Source organism: Variovorax sp. 54, from assembly GCF_002754375.1.
Taxonomy (GTDB): Bacteria; Pseudomonadota; Gammaproteobacteria; order Burkholderiales; family Burkholderiaceae_C; genus Variovorax.
Window position 1 is genome coordinate 2,657,553 of sequence record NZ_PEFF01000001.1, and the last position, 16,163, is coordinate 2,673,715.

The following is a 16,163-nucleotide window of genomic DNA, read 5'->3' on the forward strand; positions in this document are numbered from 1 at the left end:
TCCCGCCATAACGTGACAGTTCTGCACCGAGTGTGGCGTCCGCCCATAATTTGCGGATGCAAGACATCACCTCGGCACTGCCCGACACGCCGTGTTTTCTCAACGGCGAATTCACCCCGCTGCGCGACGCGAAGATCAGCGTCCTCGACCGCGGCTTCATCTTCGGCGACGGCATCTACGAAGTCATCCCTGTGTACTTCGGCGTGCCCTTCTGCTTCGACGAGCACATCGCGCGCCTCGAGCGTTCGCTGGCTGAACTGCAGATCGACAACCCCTACTCTCGCGACGAATGGCGTGCCATTGCGATGCAGCTCGCTGCACCGCTGGGCCATGCGCCGCAGGCGATCTACTTCCAGGTCTCGCGCGGCGTGGCACCGCGCGACCACGCCATGGTGCGCGGCCTGCGCCCCACCGTGTTCGCAATGGTGAACCCCCTGCCGCCCGTGGCCGATGCGGTGCGCGCCAAGGGCGTGACCTGCGTCACGGCCGACGATTTCCGCTGGCAGAAGGCCCACATCAAGAGCACCAGCCTGCTGGGCGCGGTGCTTGCACGGCAGATCAGCGTGGAGGCCGGCGCGACCGAGACTGTGATGTTCCGCGGCGACTCGCTCAGCGAGGCCTCGTCGAGCAACGTGTGGATCGTGAAAGACGGCACGCTCATCGGCCCACCCAAGGACAACCTCGTGCTGACCGGCATCCGCTACGGCCTGCTCGAGCGCCTGTGCCAGGACAGCGGCATTCCCTTTGCACTGCGCCGCGTGTCACGCGACGAGGTGTTCGGCGCCGACGAGCTGCTGCTGTCCTCGGCCACCAAGGAAGTGTTGCCCGTTGTCACACTCGACGGCCAGACCATTGGCAATGGCCGTCCCGGCCCCATCTACCAGAGCTTGTATGCCGCCTACCAGCAGGCCAAGCAACGCAACGCTGAGAAGCCAGGAGCCCTTGCATGACCGACAACACCACGCCCCCGACCGACACCAACGACGCCACCGACGACACGGCCCCGATCGCCGACCCGCGCAAGGAGTCGCTGATCGAGTACCCCTCGCAGTTCCCGATCAAGGTCATGGGCGCCAAGACCGACGGCCTGGTGCACGCCATCACACAGATCGCCGAGCGCTTCGACCCCAACTTCGACGCCACCACCGTCGAGCTGCGCGACAGCAAGGCCGGCAACTACCTGGGCGTGACCATCACCGTCACGGCCACCAGCCGCGAACAGCTCGACGACCTCTATCGCGCGCTGTCGTCGCACCCATCGGTCAAGGTCGTTCTTTGACCATCGAAGCGCAGTCGCTCGGCCGGGCCGACTACCTCGCCACCTATGCGGCGATGCAGCGCTTCACGCAGGAGCGCACGCCCGAGAGCCCCGACGCGCTATGGATTTGCGAGCACGACCCGGTGTTCACCCAAGGGCTGGCGGGCAAGACCGACCACCTCCTGAACCCCGGCCCGATCCCCGTCGTGCAGACCGACCGCGGCGGGCAGGTCACGTTCCACGGCCCCGGCCAGGTGGTGGCCTACCCGCTCATCGACCTGCGGCGCGCCGGCTACTACGTCAAGGAATACGTCTACCGCATCGAGGAATCGGTGCTGCGCACGCTCGCCCATTTCGGCGTGACCGGCCACCGCGTGGCCGGCGCGCCGGGCATCTACGTGCGCCTGGACGACCCGTTTTCGCACGCCGCACTCACCGGCCCGATGCCCGGCGCCGACCCGTTCCGGGGCCTGGGCAAGATCGCCGCGCTGGGCATCAAGGTGAGCCGCCACGCCACCTACCACGGTGTGTCGCTCAATGTCGCGATGGACCTCGAACCCTTCTCCCGCATCAACCCTTGCGGCTATGCGGGGCTGAAAACGGTCGACCTTTCTACAATCGGCGTCCAAACCACATGGGAAGAAGCTGCCAGCGTGCTGGGCCAGAAGCTCATCACCTTCCTGGCACCGTAGCAATCCAATGAGCACCACCGAAGTCGTCCGCGACGCCCAGAGCGCCGAAAACTACAACCCCCTGGCCAAGCAGAAGGCCGCGGCCAAGCTGTCGCGCATCCCCGTCAAGGTGGTGCAGACCGGCGAAGTGCTCAAGAAGCCCGAGTGGATTCGCGTCAAGGCCGGCAGCCCGACCACGCGCTTCTACGAGATCAAGCAGATCCTGCGCGAAAGCAACCTGCACACGGTCTGCGAAGAAGCCTCGTGCCCGAACATCGGCGAATGCTTCGGCAACGGCACGGCCACCTTCATGATCATGGGCGACAAGTGCACGCGCCGCTGCCCGTTCTGCGACGTGGGCCACGGCCGCCCCGACCCGCTGGACAAGGACGAGCCGCTCAACCTGGCCAAGACCATCGCCAAGCTGCGCCTGAAGTACGTGGTGATCACCAGCGTCGACCGCGACGACCTGCGCGACGGCGGCAGCCAGCATTTCGTCGACTGCATCACGAACATCCGCGAGCTCTCGCCGATGACGCAGATCGAGATCCTCGTGCCCGACTTCCGCGGCCGCGACGACCGCGCCCTCGAGATCCTCAAGGCCGCGCCGCCGGACGTGATGAACCACAACCTGGAAACCGCGCCGCGCCTCTACAAGGAAGCGCGCCCCGGCAGCGACTACCAGTTCAGCCTGAACCTCTTGAAGAAGTTCAAGGCGCTGCACCCGAAGGTGCCGACCAAGAGCGGCATCATGGTCGGCCTGGGCGAAACCGACGAAGAGATCCTGCAGGTGATGCGCGACATGCGCGCCCACGACATCGACATGCTGACCATCGGCCAGTACCTGTCGCCGTCGGGCTCGCACCTGCCGGTGCGCCGCTACGTGCACCCCGACACCTTCAAGATGTTCGAGGAAGAGGCCTACAAGATGGGCTTCAGCCACGCCGCTGTGGGCGCCATGGTGCGCTCGAGCTACCACGCCGACCAGCAGGCGCACGCCGCCGGCGTCTGACGCCTCCCCGCCCGACCGCCCGCCACGCACGGGCGTCGGCGCACCCACCGCCCCCCTGACTCCCTGACCTCGCCCCGCAGCCGTTTCCCAACGGCCGCGGCGACGGTCGCGCGCCCGCCGCACCATCCAAAAAACTGATTAGAACCTCGGAGGTAAATAACCCCGGGTATCAGAAAATTTGCGACCGCATTCGCTTGCGCCGACCAAATCCATCCCCTACGCTGACCTCCTGATTTCTCCCGACTTGGAATTAAAAAAGAGTCGCCGCGTTTTCATATTTCCCACGGAGGCTTTGACAAGGAAATTGAATGATCAATTTCCGGGGCATTGGTTTGTCTAAAAATAATTAAAACCGCATCGCACGAAGAATTCAGCCATCACAGCCCGCGCGTTTCCAACTCCACGGAGAAACCGGAATGCATGCCTTGCTCGAAGCCATCGATTCGCCCCATTCGCTGCGCCAGCTCGGCATCGCGCAATTGCCGGGCCTTGCGGATGAACTGCGTGCCTTCATCATCGACAGCGTGTCCCGCACGGGCGGCCACTTTGCCTCCAACCTCGGCACGGTCGAGCTGACGGTCGCGCTGCACTACGTGTTCGACACCCCGCGCGACCGCATCGTGTGGGACGTCGGCCACCAGAGTTATGCCCACAAGATCCTGACCGGCCGGCGCCAGGGCATGGCCACCTTGCGCCAATTCGGCGGTATTTCCGGATTTCCGCGACGCGCCGAATCCGAGCACGACCATTTCGGCACCGCGCATTCCAGCACGTCAATTTCTGCCGCCCTGGGATTTGCACAGGCCGCACAAATTTCCAATTCGACCGATCACGCCATTGCGGTGATCGGCGACGGTGCAATGAGCGCCGGCATGGCCTTCGAGGCCATGAACAATACCCAGGCATGCGGCCGTTTATTGGTGATTCTGAACGACAACGACATGTCGATTTCACCGCCCGTCGGCATGCTGCGCCTTTATCTGGGCGGATTGATTTCAGAGCGCGCCTATGCCTGCGCCAATGAAGCCAGCCGGCAAAGATTGCGTGCCATTCGCCCGTCGCTGGCCCCCTGCGAGCCCTCGGACCTGGGCCTGTCGCCCGCCACCTTGTTCGAGCAATTCGGCTTCCGCTACACCGGCCCCATCGACGGCCACGACCTGGGCGCCCTGATCCCCGCCCTGCAGCGGCTGCAGACGCAGCCGGGCCCGCAGCTGCTGCACATCGTCACGCAGAAGGGCCACGGCTACCGCCCGGCCGAGCAGGACCCGATCCTGTACCACGGCCCCGGCAAGTTCGACCCCGTCGTCGGCATCAAGATCGCGCCGGCCACCGCCACCATCGCCAAGCCGACCTACGCCCAGGTCTTCAGCGACTGGCTCTGCGACGAAGCCAACGCCGATGCGCGCGTGGTCGCCATCACGCCCGCCATGCGCGAGGGCTCGGCCCTGATGGAGTTCGAACGCCGCTTCCCCGAGCGCTACTTCGACGTCGGCATCGCCGAACAGCACGCCGTGACCTTCGCCGCGGGGCTGGCGGCGGCAGGCATGCGGCCCGTGGTCGCCATCTACTCGACCTTCCTGCAGCGCGCCTACGACCAGCTGATCCACGACGTGGCCTTGCAGAACCTGCCGGTCGTGTTCGCAGTCGACCGCGCCGGCATCGTCGGTGCCGACGGCGCGACGCACATGGGCGCCTTCGACGTCGCCTACCTGCGCTGCATTCCGAACCTGGTTGTGATGGCCGCGTCCGACGAGAACGAGTGCCGCCAGATGCTGCACACCGCCCTGCGCCACGACGGCCCGGCCGCCGTGCGCTACCCGCGCGGCGGCGGGCCCGGCGCGCTGCCGGTGCGGCAGATGCAGCCGCTGCCCATCGGGCGCGGCCACGTGCGGCGCGAGTCGACGCAGCCCATGGGCGCCCGCATCGCCATCCTCGCCTTCGGCACCATGGTCGCGCCCAGTCTGGCCGCCGCCGAACGGCTCGACGCCACGGTCGCCAACATGCGCTTCATCAAGCCGCTCGATGCCGCGCTGGTGCTGTCGCTCGCCGAGACGCACGACGTGCTCGTCACCGTCGAAGAAGGCTGCGTGATGGGCGGCGCCGGTGCCGCCTGCCTCGAATCGCTCGCTGCGCAGGGCGTGTTGATTCCTTCACTGCAACTGGGCCTGCCCGACCAGTTCGTCGAGCACGGCGACTGCGCCAAGTTGCTTGCTGCCCACGGCCTGGACGCCGACGGGCTGGTGCAGTCGATCCAGGCGTTCTTCGATGCCAACGCCCCCGCGTTCCGCACGGCTCGCATGAGCCTCGTTTCCTGAAAGAAAACCCACCGTTCCCTTCGTTGAAATCGCCACAGGAGAACCCGATGAGCACAGCCACCGCACGCCGCATCGATGCGCCCGCCCCGCCTTCGCTTCAAGTGATCCGGGGTGCCGAGGCCAACCCGTACCACGCCAAGGTCGAGTACACCTACCAGGACGACCCCGAAGACTGGCGCAAGGCCATCGGCGAGGACCTGATGTTCCAGTTCGGCGTCTACGACGATCCGCGCTCGGTGCCGCCGATTTCGCTCAACGAGTCGGGCCTGCGGTACTTCGACCAGCAGATGGAAATCGCGGGCCTGGACCAACCCACGCCCTTCCCGATCCGTCGCATCCTCGACGTGGGCTGCGGGTGGGGTTTCGGCCTGCGCTACCTCGCCGAGCACTTTCCGCAGTGCCGACAACTCGACGGCATCAACATCAGCGAGACGCAGCTGGCGCACTGCGCGCGCTACCACGCCCAGCAGCACCTGGACGACCGCGTGAACCTGTACCTGTGCGACGCGCAGGACGTCGCCCTGCTGCCGAATCCCGACGCGCCCTACGACCTCGTGACGATCCGGGGCGTCATCTCGCACTTCCCGAACGACCTGTACGAACGCTCGATGAAGCAGGTGGCCGCACGCATGCGCCCGGGGGCCAAGGTCGTCATCTCCGACAACCTCTACAACATTCCGTTGGACAACTACCGCTCGGACATCGAGGACGAGGTCGACCGCCTCGCGTGCAAGCACCGCAAGACACCGGCGTACTTCCGCCGCGTGCTCGAAGAGAGCGGCTTCGTGGTGGAAGACATGCGCGTGCTCCCCCGCAACATCGACGTGGCGCGCTGGTTCACCGACGTGAAGGAAAACATCGAACGGAACTTCACGCCGGACAACATCCCGCCTCCGCTTGAGGAGTTGCGCGTCATGGCGGTCAGCCTGTCGGTCGCGCTGATCAAGGACAAGTTTTCGACCTACAGCGTGATCGCACGACGGGCCTAGGCCGACAGCGGCGCAAGAAAACGATCGCGAGCCTGTTTTCCCCCCTTTCCAGGAGAGAGAGTCTATGAATGCCATCAACGGAAATTCGATCGGCGAAACGCTGACCGGGCTTCATGCAGAGAGCCCCCCGCGTTTCGTGATTCCGCGCATGCAATGCGCCGTGGAGCCACGCATCAATACGCACTATCCGATCATCCGCTGGAAGCATTCAGAGTGGATCTACGAAAACTTTGGACCGCCCGTCGAGGGCCGCCTGCATGGTGCCATCGCGCGCATGGACTCCCTGTACGACTCCTCAGTGCTCCCGGACGGTCTTGCAGACCGCGTCGCGCACCATGCCGGCATGATGACCATGGTCTTCGAATGCGACGACCTGTCGGTGATCGACCCAGCGCTGTGCGACCGCATCGTCGCGGGAGACCCCAACGCGCACGGCGCGCGTGTCCTGGACCAGGTCTGGAAGACATTCCGCAAGCACGCGCCCACTGAAGGGGTCTACGAGCGGCTTCGTGGATGCTGGACCCGCTGGCTGCACAACCTCACGGTCGAGAACCAGGTTCGCAAGAACTGGCGGGACTACGACATCGACAGCTACCTCCACGAACGGCAGAAGTCCGCCGGCATGTATGCCTATGTGGCAGCCATCGAATACGTGCAGGACATCGACGCCATCGACGTAGTGCAGGACCCAGACGGCCGGCGGGCGGGGCATCTGGTCGACCTGCACTGCGCGCTGGTGAACGACCTGTACTCGTACGGCGTCGAGTACTACCAGGGAGATGCGGTCAACTCGATCAACATTCTGTGCCATACGCGCGGCTACAGCGTGCAGCAGAGCATCGACGCCGTCAGCGAACGGATCGCGAAGATCAACCAGGAACTGGTCGACGTGATTCATCGGCTGCACGAACGCTACGCAGAGCACCCCTTGGGCGCACGCATGCACACCTACCTCGACAGCTACCACAGCATCGTGGCCGGCAATGCGCAATGGCACCTGGAAACCCCTCGCTATCACGGGCTGGGCCACGTGTGGGATGGCCGGCGCGAGATGCATGTGAACGTGGCCTTCTCGCCCCGCGGCAAGCTGGAAGGCGCCGGTGCGCCGGTGGTTGTCCAGTAGGGCATGCCATGAAACTCCCAGACACCGACTGCCCCATTCCTGCGGCCACGCATCCCGATGGCGATCGTGCCGACGCGCATTCGGTGGCCTGGATGCGGCGCTTCGCCCTGTGCAGCAGCGAGACCGAGCGCGACCGCCTGGCCCAGACCGGTTGCGGCATGCTGGTGGCGCGCATCGTGCCGCACGCGTCGCCGCAGACGCTGCAGATCCTGTCGGACTTCTTCGTCTGGAACGTCTCCTTCGACGACGAGTACTGCGACGAAGGGCCGCTCAGCCGACGGCCCGGCGACCTGGCCTGGGTGTTGTCGCTGATCCAGCGCACCATCGAAATCCCCGAGCTGGCCCTGAACACACAGGACCGCTATGCCGCAGCGCTGCACGACATCCGGCAACGGCTGGACACGCACGCCACCGCCGCGCAGATGTCGCAATGGCTGGCGGCGATGCGCGGCTGGTTCCTGGCCGAGGTCTGGAAGGCGGGGAACGTCGCTGCGCAGCGCATGCCGTCCCTGGACGAATACGCGACCCTGCGCCTGTACAGCGGCGGCGGCCTGGTCTTTCCGGTGCTGGCCACCATCGCCGAAGGCTATTCCGTGCCGGTCGACGTGCTCGAAGCACGCCGGGTCCGGGCACTCACCGAGATGGCGGCCTCGCTGGCGACCTGGGCGGCAGACATTGCGTCCTACGAGAAGGAGATCGCGCGCGAAGAGGGCGGCCACAACCTGATCAGCGTGATCCAGCATGAACATCGATGCGGGCCTGACCGGGCGGGTGCCCTGGCGGCCGCGATGTACCGGCAGGTGATGCAGCTCTTCCTGCGCTCGCGGGAGGCCCTCGTTTCCGACGGCTCCCCGGCGCTGCGCCGGTACATCGACAGCCTGGGACACTACCTGCGCGCCGCATTCGACTGGTGCCATGCGTCCGAGCGCTACCCCCAGGCGGGCGGGCCGGAAGCGGCCCCGACCGCACCGGCCGAAGCGCCGTTGCAGGCCTCGTCCATCGCCTCGATCGCCTGGTGGTGGATGCATGACCCGGCCGGCGCGACAACGCAAGACACCGCGGCACCGCACGCCCCCGCGAGGACAGGCGTTCCCGCCTGAGCCATTCCCACCATCCCGAATTTTTCAGCCCCCACCTGGAGATCCGCAATGACACAACTGCACGAGCACACCGGTTCCATCGACGTCATCGAGGGATCGATGCCCGACCCCTACCAGCGCATGGTCGAGAACGTCTACGCCGACACGCCCGAAGAGTGGCGCCAGGTGATCGGCCAGGAACTCTGGTACCAGTACGGCGTGTTCGACGAGAAGATGGACCCGCACGCGCTGCCGCTGGACGCCTCCGGGCGCCGGCACATGGAACACCAGTTCGAGCTGGCCGAGCAGGCGGGCGCCGACCTGTCGGCGGCCAGCGTGCACCGGGCACTGGACATCGGCTGCGGCTGGGGACCGGTGCTGAAATTCGTCGCCAACCGCTACCCCGGCTGCCGCGTCGACGGCATCAACATCAGCCCGCAGCAGACGGAATGCGCGCGCCAGTTGATCGCGGGGGAAGGGCTGGGCGACCGAACCCATCTGTACCTGTGCAACGCCAAGGACATCGGCCAGCTCCCCGACCCCGACATCCCCTATGACCTCGCCATCCTGCGGGGCAGCCTCATCCACTTTCCCCCAGAAGTGCTGCAGGCAGCGATGGAAGCGCTGGCGCGGCGCATGCGTCGCAACGGCACGGTGATCATTTCCGAAAGCCTCTACAAGGTCGACTTGGCCACCTACAAGTCGTTCATTCCCGACAAGGTGGACCGCGCCGCCTCGGGCCATCGCAAGACCCCGGAGAGCCTGCAGAAGGTGCTGGAGGCGCACGGCTTCAGTGTGATCGACCAGCGCGTCCTGCCCAGCAACGACGAGGTGATCCGTTGGTACGACCTGGTCAGGCAGAACATCGAGGCCTGCTGCCCCGCGCCGAGAAAGGCGAACTTCGAGCAGCTGCGCGACATCTCGGTCAGCTTCTCGGACGCGCTGCGCAAGGACAAGTCCTCGTCCTTCAGCTTCATTGCGCGCCGGAACTGACTTTCTTCATCTGCGAGAGGCATTGCCATGACTCCCCCCACCGTGCGACAGGCCGCCGTGATCCCGATCCGCCGCGCCGAGCCAGACATGGCGGCGGACGCACCGCCGTCATCGATCATCCCCGGCCCGCGCGCGCTGCCGTACCCGAACGGCTGGTTCGCGCTTTGCTTCAGCCACGAGCTCAAGCCGGGAGACGTGCGCATCGCCCCCTTCATGGGCAGCGACCTGGTGCTGTACCGGACCCGCTCCGGCGTCGCCCACGCGATCACCCCTTACTGTCCGCACCTCGGCGCCCACCTGGGCCATGGCGGCAAGGTCGACGGAGAGAACCTTGTCTGCCCCTTCCATGGGCTCTCCTACGGCCCCGATGGTGCGTGCACGCACGCGCCCCGCGACAGGCCGCCACCGCGCGCCTCGCTGGAAAAATGGCCACTGCAGGAGCGCAATGGTGCGATCGTCGTGTGGCGCCACCACGCCGGGCAGGCACCAGAAAGCGAACTGCCCGAGATCGACATGACGGGCTTTTCCAGGCCGAGGGGCAACGCCCATGACCAGGGCGGATATGCCCACGACCTGGTGGAGAACCTCTCGGATTTCGTGCACTTCGATCACCTGCACGGCGTCGCCAACGCGGCCATGACCCACGAGATCCGCGACAACCAGCTCGTGCTGCGCATGACAGGCCGCTGGTATGGCACACCGATCACCGTCGACTCCACGGCCTACGGCCTGGGCTTCATGGTGGGCAGGAGTCACATGCCGAAGTTCGGCCTGACGGTGATCCACCGGGCCTTTGCCACGCCGACCGGGCCATTGACCTGGACCTTCCGATGGACCGACTCCCTGCATGTCTCAGGTTTTGACGCACTGCCCGGGCCCCTGCGCAAGCTGCTGCAAGAGATGTGCATCGGCGTCATGCACCGCCTGTGGGCTGGCGTGGTCGCGCAGGACTACGCGATCTGGCGGCACCGACGCTATGACGAACGCGCCAAGCTGATGGGCGCCGAAGCCCCCGTTGCGGCCTGCCGGCGCTGGATGGCGCAGTTCTACCCGACCCCCACCCTGCAATGAAGCGGCAGCGGCGCCGCGCGCCGCGTTGCAAGAGGCACCCGATGAACAAGCCACTGACGCCTTTCACGATCGACACCCTGTTTCAGGCCGGCGGCGGCAGCGCGCCGGACATCCCCGTGCAATGCGCCGCGCAGGCACGCACGGGCCCGCAACAGTTCCGCAGCACCGTGGGCGAGGAACGCCGGGTGCTGCCCTATGCCGAAGGGTGGTTCCTGGGCTGCTTCGCCGACGAACTCAAGCCGGGCCAGATTCGCACGATTCCCTTCATGGGCCAGGAGCTCGTGCTGTACCGCACGCTCGCGGGGCTCGTGCGCGTCGTCGAGCCCCATTGCCCGCACCTCGGCGCGCACCTGGGCCACGGCGGCAAGGTCGACGGCGAGCACCTGGTGTGTCCGCTGCACGGCCTGGCGTATGGCCCGGACGGCGGCTGCGTGCGCACCGGTGCAGGCGACAGGCCGCCCCGCGCTGCCCTCACGGCGCGCCATGCGAGGGAGGTCAACGGCGCCATCCTGGTGTGGGTGAACCATGCCGGCTTGCCACCGACCTGGGAGGTGCCGGTCCACGACTTCGGCATCGGTTCTCCGACGCTCTACATCCGTCAGGAGATGGACGGCCAGGCGCACGATGCCGTTGAAAACAGCGCGGACGTCGCGCATTTCAGCTGGGTCCACGGCCTCACGGACACGCACATGTCGTACCGGATCGACGGCAACCTGTTCGAAGTCTCCCTGTCAGCCCGCTGGAAGGGCAAGCGCTTCTGCGGCACCTTCCTGAACTACGGCGTCGGCTGTGCCGCAGGCCTCTTCGACATGCCGGACCTCGGCGTCCGGCTGAATTCCATCGCGTATTTCGTCCAGACCGCCCCCTTGAAGTGGCGCATGGATGTGGCGAACCAGTTGAGCATCGCGCGGGTCAACCGCTGGCCACCGATGCTGCGGAACCTGGTCTATCGCCTGCTCGCGTCGCCTGCCAATTTCTGGTTGACCTGGTTCGTCAAGCCCGACTACGCGATCTGGAACGCCAAGCATTTCGTCCCGCATCCGAAACTCACCGCGAGCGACAAGACCGTGATCTCCCACCGACGCTGGGCCTCCCGGTTCTACCCCGGCGGGCTCGTGGACGGCCTCGACCCTGCGGGCCTTCAGGAACACCGCCATGAGTCATGAAGCACTGCGGGCACCGGCCCAGGCCATCGAACCGGCCGAGACCTTCGAAGGATGGATGCTCGGCTCGATCCGGCGCACCGAAGCTGCCCTCGCCGCGCAGCTGCCGCCGCCCACCACCTTGCCCGCGCGCCTGCACGAGGCGCTGCGCTACGCCGCGCTCGGTGGCGGCAAGCGCATCCGACCGCTGCTGTGCCAGGCCGCGGGCGCCCTCGCAGAGGCGCCGCAAGACGCGCTCGATGCCGCGGGCGCCGCGATCGAAATGATCCACGTCTACTCGCTCGTGCACGACGACCTGCCCGCGATGGACGACGACGACCTGCGCCGCGGCAAGCCGACCGTGCATGTGGCCTACGACGAGGCCACCGCCATCCTCGTGGGCGACGCGTTGCAGGCGCAGGCCTTCTTCACGCTGAGCGAACTGCCGCTGCCGGCCGAGCGCCGCATCGCGCTGGTGCGCGAGCTGGCGGAGGCGGCCGGCTCGCGACAGCTCGTGGGCGGCCAGGCCATCGACCTGCAAAGCGCGGGCCGGTCATTGAGCCAGCCCGCGCTCGAGCAGATGCATCGCATGAAGACCGGTGCGCTGATCCGCGCGGCGGTGCGCATGGGCGCGCTGTGCGGTGCAGCCGATTCGCCGGCGAACGCCGGCGTGTACCGCGCGCTCGACGACTACAGCAGCGCCATCGGCCTGGCCTTCCAGGTCGTCGACGACATCCTCGATGCGACCGCCGATACGGCCACGCTCGGCAAGACCGCGGGCAAGGACGCGTACGACGACAAGCCGACCTGCGTGTCGATGCTCGGCCTCGAAGCGTCGCGCGCGCTGGCCCGCACGCTGAACGCGCGCGCCCATGCGGCGCTGGCGCCCTTCGGCAAACGCGCCGAGCGGCTCGGGCAGCTGGCCGATCTCGTGGTCCACCGCGTGAATTGAACGACCCATCCAACCTTTCGAGGGACTCCACCATGCGCGTCATCCTTGCCCAGCCCCGTGGTTTCTGCGCCGGCGTCGTGCGGGCCATCGACACGGTGGAGCACGCGCTGCGGCGCCACGGCACGCCCGTCTACGTGCGCCACGAAATCGTCCACAACAAGCACGTGGTCGACGACCTCAAAGCCCAGGGCGCGGTGTTCGTCGAAGAGCTGGCCGAGGTGCCCGCCGACGCGGTCGCGATCTTCAGCGCGCACGGCGTGAGCCACGCGGTGGAGGTCGAGGCGCGCGAACGCGGCCTGCGTGCGATCGACGCCACCTGCCCGCTCGTCACCAAGGTGCACGAGCAGGGGCGCCGCTATGCCGCCAAGGGCTACGCGCTGATCCTCATCGGCCACGCCGGTCACCCCGAAGTGACGGGCACGCTCGGGCAGATTCCCGCGCCGGTCAGGCTGGTGCAGACCGAGGCCGACGTGGACGCGCTGCCGCTCGATGCCGACACGCCGCTGGCCTACATCACGCAGACCACGCTGTCGGTCGACGACACGCGCGGCATCATCGATGCGCTGCAGCGGCGCTTTCCGCAGATCATCGGGCCCGACACGCGCGACATCTGCTACGCCACGCAGAACCGGCAGACGGCCGTGCGCGAACTGAGCCAGCAGGTCGACGTGGTGCTGGTGGTCGGCGCACAGAACAGCTCCAACTCGCAGCGCCTGCGCGAGATCGCGGCGCAGGCCGGCGTGCGCAGCTACCTCATTGCACAAGGCAGCGAACTCAAGCCCGACTGGGTGCGCGACGCCGCCGCGGTGGGCGTCACGGCCGGCGCCTCGGCGCCCGAGACCATGGTGCAGGACGTGGTCGCCGCGCTGCGCCGCCTGGCCGACGTGGAGCTGATGACACTGCCCGGGCGCGAGGAGCACGTCGTGTTCCGGCTGCCGGCCGAACTCGCGCCTGAAGCGGTCGCGCCATGAAGCCACCCGTCGCACGCCGCCTCTCGCGGCAGGTGCACGTGGGCACCGTGCGCATCGGCGGCGATGCGCCCGTGGCCGTGCAGGCCATGACCAACACCGACACCGCCGACGCGGCCGCCACCGTGGCGCAGGTCGCCGCGCTGGCGCGCGCGGGCGCCGAGCTGGTGCGCCTCACGGTCAACAACGAAGAGGCCGCCGCGCAGGTCGCGCCGATCCGCGATGCGCTCGCGCGCCAGCAGGTGCACGTGCCGCTGGTGGGCGACTTCCATTTCAACGGCCACCGCCTGCTCGCGCAGTACCCCGACTGCGCGCAGGCGCTGGCCAAGTACCGAATCAATCCGGGCAACGTCGGCAGGGGCGAAAAGCGCGACGCACAGTTCTGCCAGCTCATCGAGATCGCCTGCCGCCACGACAAGCCGGTGCGCATCGGCGTGAACTGGGGCAGCCTCGATCCCGCGCTGCTGGCCCACATGATGGATGCGAACGCACAGGCCGCGCAGCCGCAGCCCGCCGACGAGGTGATGCGCCAGGCGCTCATCGTCTCGGCGCTGGAGAACGCGGCGCGCGCCGAAGACGTCGGCCTGCCGCCCGACCGCATCGTGCTGTCGGCCAAGGTGAGCCAGGGGCAGGACCTCATCGCCGTGTACCGCGAGCTCGCCGCGCGCTGCGACTATCCGCTGCACCTGGGCCTGACCGAAGCGGGCATGGGCTCCAAGGGCATCGTGGCCTCGGCCACCGCGATGGGCGTGCTGCTGCAGCAGGGCATCGGCGACACGATCCGCGTGTCGCTCACGCCCGAGCCGAACGGCGACCGCACGCGCGAGGTGCTGGTGGCACAACAAATCTTGCAGTCGATGGGGCTGCGCGCCTTCACGCCCAGCGTGACGGCCTGCCCCGGCTGCGGGCGCACCACGAGCACTTTCTTCCAGTCGCTGGCCAGCCAGATCGAAGGCTGGCTGCACGCGCAAGCGCCGGCCTGGCGCGTGCGCTTTCCGGGCGTGGAAGACATGCACGTGGCAGTGATGGGCTGCGTGGTCAACGGCCCCGGCGAGAGCCGGCTCGCGCACCTGGGCATCTCGCTGCCGGGCTCGGGCGAGCAGCCGGTGGCACCGGTCTACATCGACGGCGAACGCGCGCTCACGCTCAAGGGCGAGCACATCGCCGACGACTTCACGCGGCTGGTCGAGACCTACGTGGCCGCGCGCTACGGTGCCGACGCCGAGGCGGGCCAGCGGCTGCGCGCGTGGATGAAGCCGGCGCCGTCGCACGAGCGCGTCGTGCCGATTGCTGCCGTCTGAAAGCATCGCCATGCCCACGCAACGCCTCACCCTGCTCGGCACCACCGGGTCGATCGGCGACAGCACGCTCGACCTCGTCGCGCGCCACCCCGATCGCTTCAGCGTGCACGCGCTGACGGCGCACCGCAACCTCGACAAGCTGTTCACGCGCTGCGTCGCGTTTCGCCCCGACGTCGCGGTGGTCGGCGACGCGCAAGACGCCGCGCAGCTGCAGGCCCGGCTGCGCGCGGCCGGCCTGCGCACGGAGGTCATGCACGGCCCGCAGGCGCTGTGCGAGGTGGCGCAGTCGGCGGGCTGCGACACGGTGGTCGCGGCCATCGTCGGCGCGGCGGGTTTGTTGTCGTCGCTGGCGGCGGCGCGCGCGGGCAAGAAGATCCTGCTCGCGAACAAGGAGGCCCTTGTGATGTCCGGCGCGCTGTTCATGCGCACGGTCGCCGCGCACGGCGCCACGTTGTTGCCGCTGGACAGCGAGCACAACGCGATCTTCCAATGCCTGGCGGGCGCACCGGCCGGCGGCGCGGGCGTCGAGCGGTTGGTGCTCACCGCGTCGGGCGGGCCGTTCCTGCATCGTCCGCTCGAAGCGCTGGACCGCGTGACGCCCGACGAGGCCTGCGCGCATCCCACCTGGCGCATGGGCCGCAAGATCTCGGTCGATTCCGCGACGATGATGAACAAGGGGCTGGAAACCATCGAGGCGCGCTGGCTGTTCGCGATGCCGCCCGAGCGCATCGAAGTCGTGATCCACCCGCAGAGCGTGATCCATTCGATGGTGGCCTATGCCGACCAGTCGGTGCTGGCACAGCTGGGCCGACCCGACATGCGCACGCCGATCGCGCATGCGATGGCCTGGCCCGAACGCATCGACTCCGGCGTGGCGCCGTTGGACTTCCTGCAGCTCGCCCATCTGAGCTTCGCAGCGCCCGAGCTGAAACGCTTTCCCTGCCTGCGCCTGGCGTTGGAGGTGCTGCGCAATGGTTGCGCGGCCAGCGTGACGCTCAATGCGGCGAACGAAGCGGCGGTCGATGCGTTCCTGAACGGACGTCTGCGCTACACCGACATCGCTTGCGTGGTGGAAGACTGCCTGCAGCACGCGCCCTCGTCTGCGCACGAGAACCTGGACGACATCCTCGCGGCCGACGCGCAGGCACGCGTGCTGGCCGTTCAGGCGATCCAGCGCGCGGCGTTGCGGTCCCCATCGCCTGCGGTCGCGCTTTCCGCATCGGTCACCTTGGACGAAGGCATCGGCGCGCAGCTGTAGCGCGACAGCCATTTGGCCGCCACGGCCAGCG

The 16,163-nt window shown here is 67.5% G+C and carries 15 protein-coding genes; all 15 read left to right on the top strand.

The features are described 5' to 3' along the window. The first annotated feature begins 56 nt into the window (after nt 1-56). The 15 genes from CLU95_RS12220 to ispC all read left to right on the top strand — a co-directional run bounded on the left by CLU95_RS12220 (nt 57) and on the right by ispC (nt 16,132). Nucleotides 57-950: a D-amino acid aminotransferase gene (locus tag CLU95_RS12220; RefSeq protein ID WP_099793430.1), complete on the top strand. Its 894-nt coding sequence runs from the start codon at nt 57-59 to the stop codon at nt 948-950. Beyond that, nucleotides 947-1,279, top strand: coding sequence for a YbeD family protein (locus tag CLU95_RS12225; RefSeq protein WP_099793432.1), 333 nt, complete (start codon nt 947-949; stop codon nt 1,277-1,279). The genes CLU95_RS12220 and CLU95_RS12225 overlap by 4 nt, the downstream gene beginning before the upstream one ends. Next, nucleotides 1,276-1,950, top strand: a complete 675-nt coding sequence (gene lipB / locus CLU95_RS12230) for a lipoyl(octanoyl) transferase LipB (RefSeq protein ID WP_099793434.1) — start codon at nt 1,276-1,278, stop codon at nt 1,948-1,950. Before CLU95_RS12225 ends, lipB begins: the two co-directional genes overlap by 4 nt. A gap of 7 nt (nt 1,951-1,957) precedes the next feature. Continuing rightward, nucleotides 1,958-2,941 carry a lipoyl synthase gene (gene lipA / locus CLU95_RS12235; RefSeq protein WP_099793436.1) on the top strand — a complete coding sequence of 328 codons (984 nt, stop codon included), beginning with the start codon at nt 1,958-1,960 and terminating at the stop codon, nt 2,939-2,941. Between the two features lie 416 nt (nt 2,942-3,357). Next, a complete protein-coding gene (gene dxs / locus CLU95_RS12240) occupies nt 3,358-5,256 on the top strand; it encodes a 1-deoxy-D-xylulose-5-phosphate synthase (protein ID WP_099793438.1) in 1,899 nt (632 codons plus the stop codon). A 47-nt stretch (nt 5,257-5,303) separates the two neighbouring features. Further along, nucleotides 5,304-6,245 (top strand): SAM-dependent methyltransferase, encoded by a 942-nt coding sequence (locus tag CLU95_RS12245; protein WP_099793440.1) that lies wholly within the window; start codon nt 5,304-5,306, stop codon nt 6,243-6,245. Nucleotides 6,246-6,309: 64 nt separating this feature from the next. Beyond that, entirely contained in the window at nt 6,310-7,368 is a 1,059-nt protein-coding gene (locus tag CLU95_RS12250; protein WP_099793442.1) for a terpene synthase family protein, read from the top strand. Between the two features lie 8 nt (nt 7,369-7,376). Beyond that, nucleotides 7,377-8,468, top strand: a complete 1,092-nt coding sequence (locus CLU95_RS30875; RefSeq protein ID WP_180288587.1) for a terpene synthase family protein — start codon at nt 7,377-7,379, stop codon at nt 8,466-8,468. Nucleotides 8,469-8,516: 48 nt separating this feature from the next. Beyond that, complete coding sequence (locus tag CLU95_RS12260) at nt 8,517-9,440, top strand: SAM-dependent methyltransferase (RefSeq protein ID WP_099793444.1); 924 nt, start codon at nt 8,517-8,519, stop codon at nt 9,438-9,440. A 27-nt stretch (nt 9,441-9,467) separates the two neighbouring features. Beyond that, nucleotides 9,468-10,511, top strand: a complete 1,044-nt coding sequence (locus CLU95_RS12265) for a Rieske 2Fe-2S domain-containing protein (RefSeq protein WP_099793446.1) — start codon at nt 9,468-9,470, stop codon at nt 10,509-10,511. Nucleotides 10,512-10,552: 41 nt separating this feature from the next. Next, entirely contained in the window at nt 10,553-11,677 is a 1,125-nt protein-coding gene (locus CLU95_RS12270) for a Rieske 2Fe-2S domain-containing protein (protein ID WP_180288588.1), read from the top strand. Nucleotides 11,678-11,732: 55 nt separating this feature from the next. Then, nucleotides 11,733-12,605: a polyprenyl synthetase family protein gene (locus tag CLU95_RS12275; RefSeq protein ID WP_099797252.1), complete on the top strand. Its 873-nt coding sequence runs from the start codon at nt 11,733-11,735 to the stop codon at nt 12,603-12,605. Between the two features lie 32 nt (nt 12,606-12,637). After that, nucleotides 12,638-13,576, top strand: coding sequence for a 4-hydroxy-3-methylbut-2-enyl diphosphate reductase (gene ispH, locus CLU95_RS12280; RefSeq protein ID WP_099793450.1), 939 nt, complete (start codon nt 12,638-12,640; stop codon nt 13,574-13,576). Continuing rightward, nucleotides 13,573-14,874: a flavodoxin-dependent (E)-4-hydroxy-3-methylbut-2-enyl-diphosphate synthase gene (ispG, locus tag CLU95_RS12285; protein WP_099793452.1), complete on the top strand. Its 1,302-nt coding sequence runs from the start codon at nt 13,573-13,575 to the stop codon at nt 14,872-14,874. The genes ispH and ispG overlap by 4 nt, the downstream gene beginning before the upstream one ends. 10 nt (nt 14,875-14,884) lie before the next feature. Beyond that, on the top strand, nt 14,885-16,132 hold the full coding sequence (ispC, locus tag CLU95_RS12290) for a 1-deoxy-D-xylulose-5-phosphate reductoisomerase (RefSeq protein ID WP_099793454.1): 1,248 nt from the start codon (nt 14,885-14,887) through the stop codon (nt 16,130-16,132). The last annotated feature ends 31 nt before the right edge of the window (nt 16,133-16,163 follow it).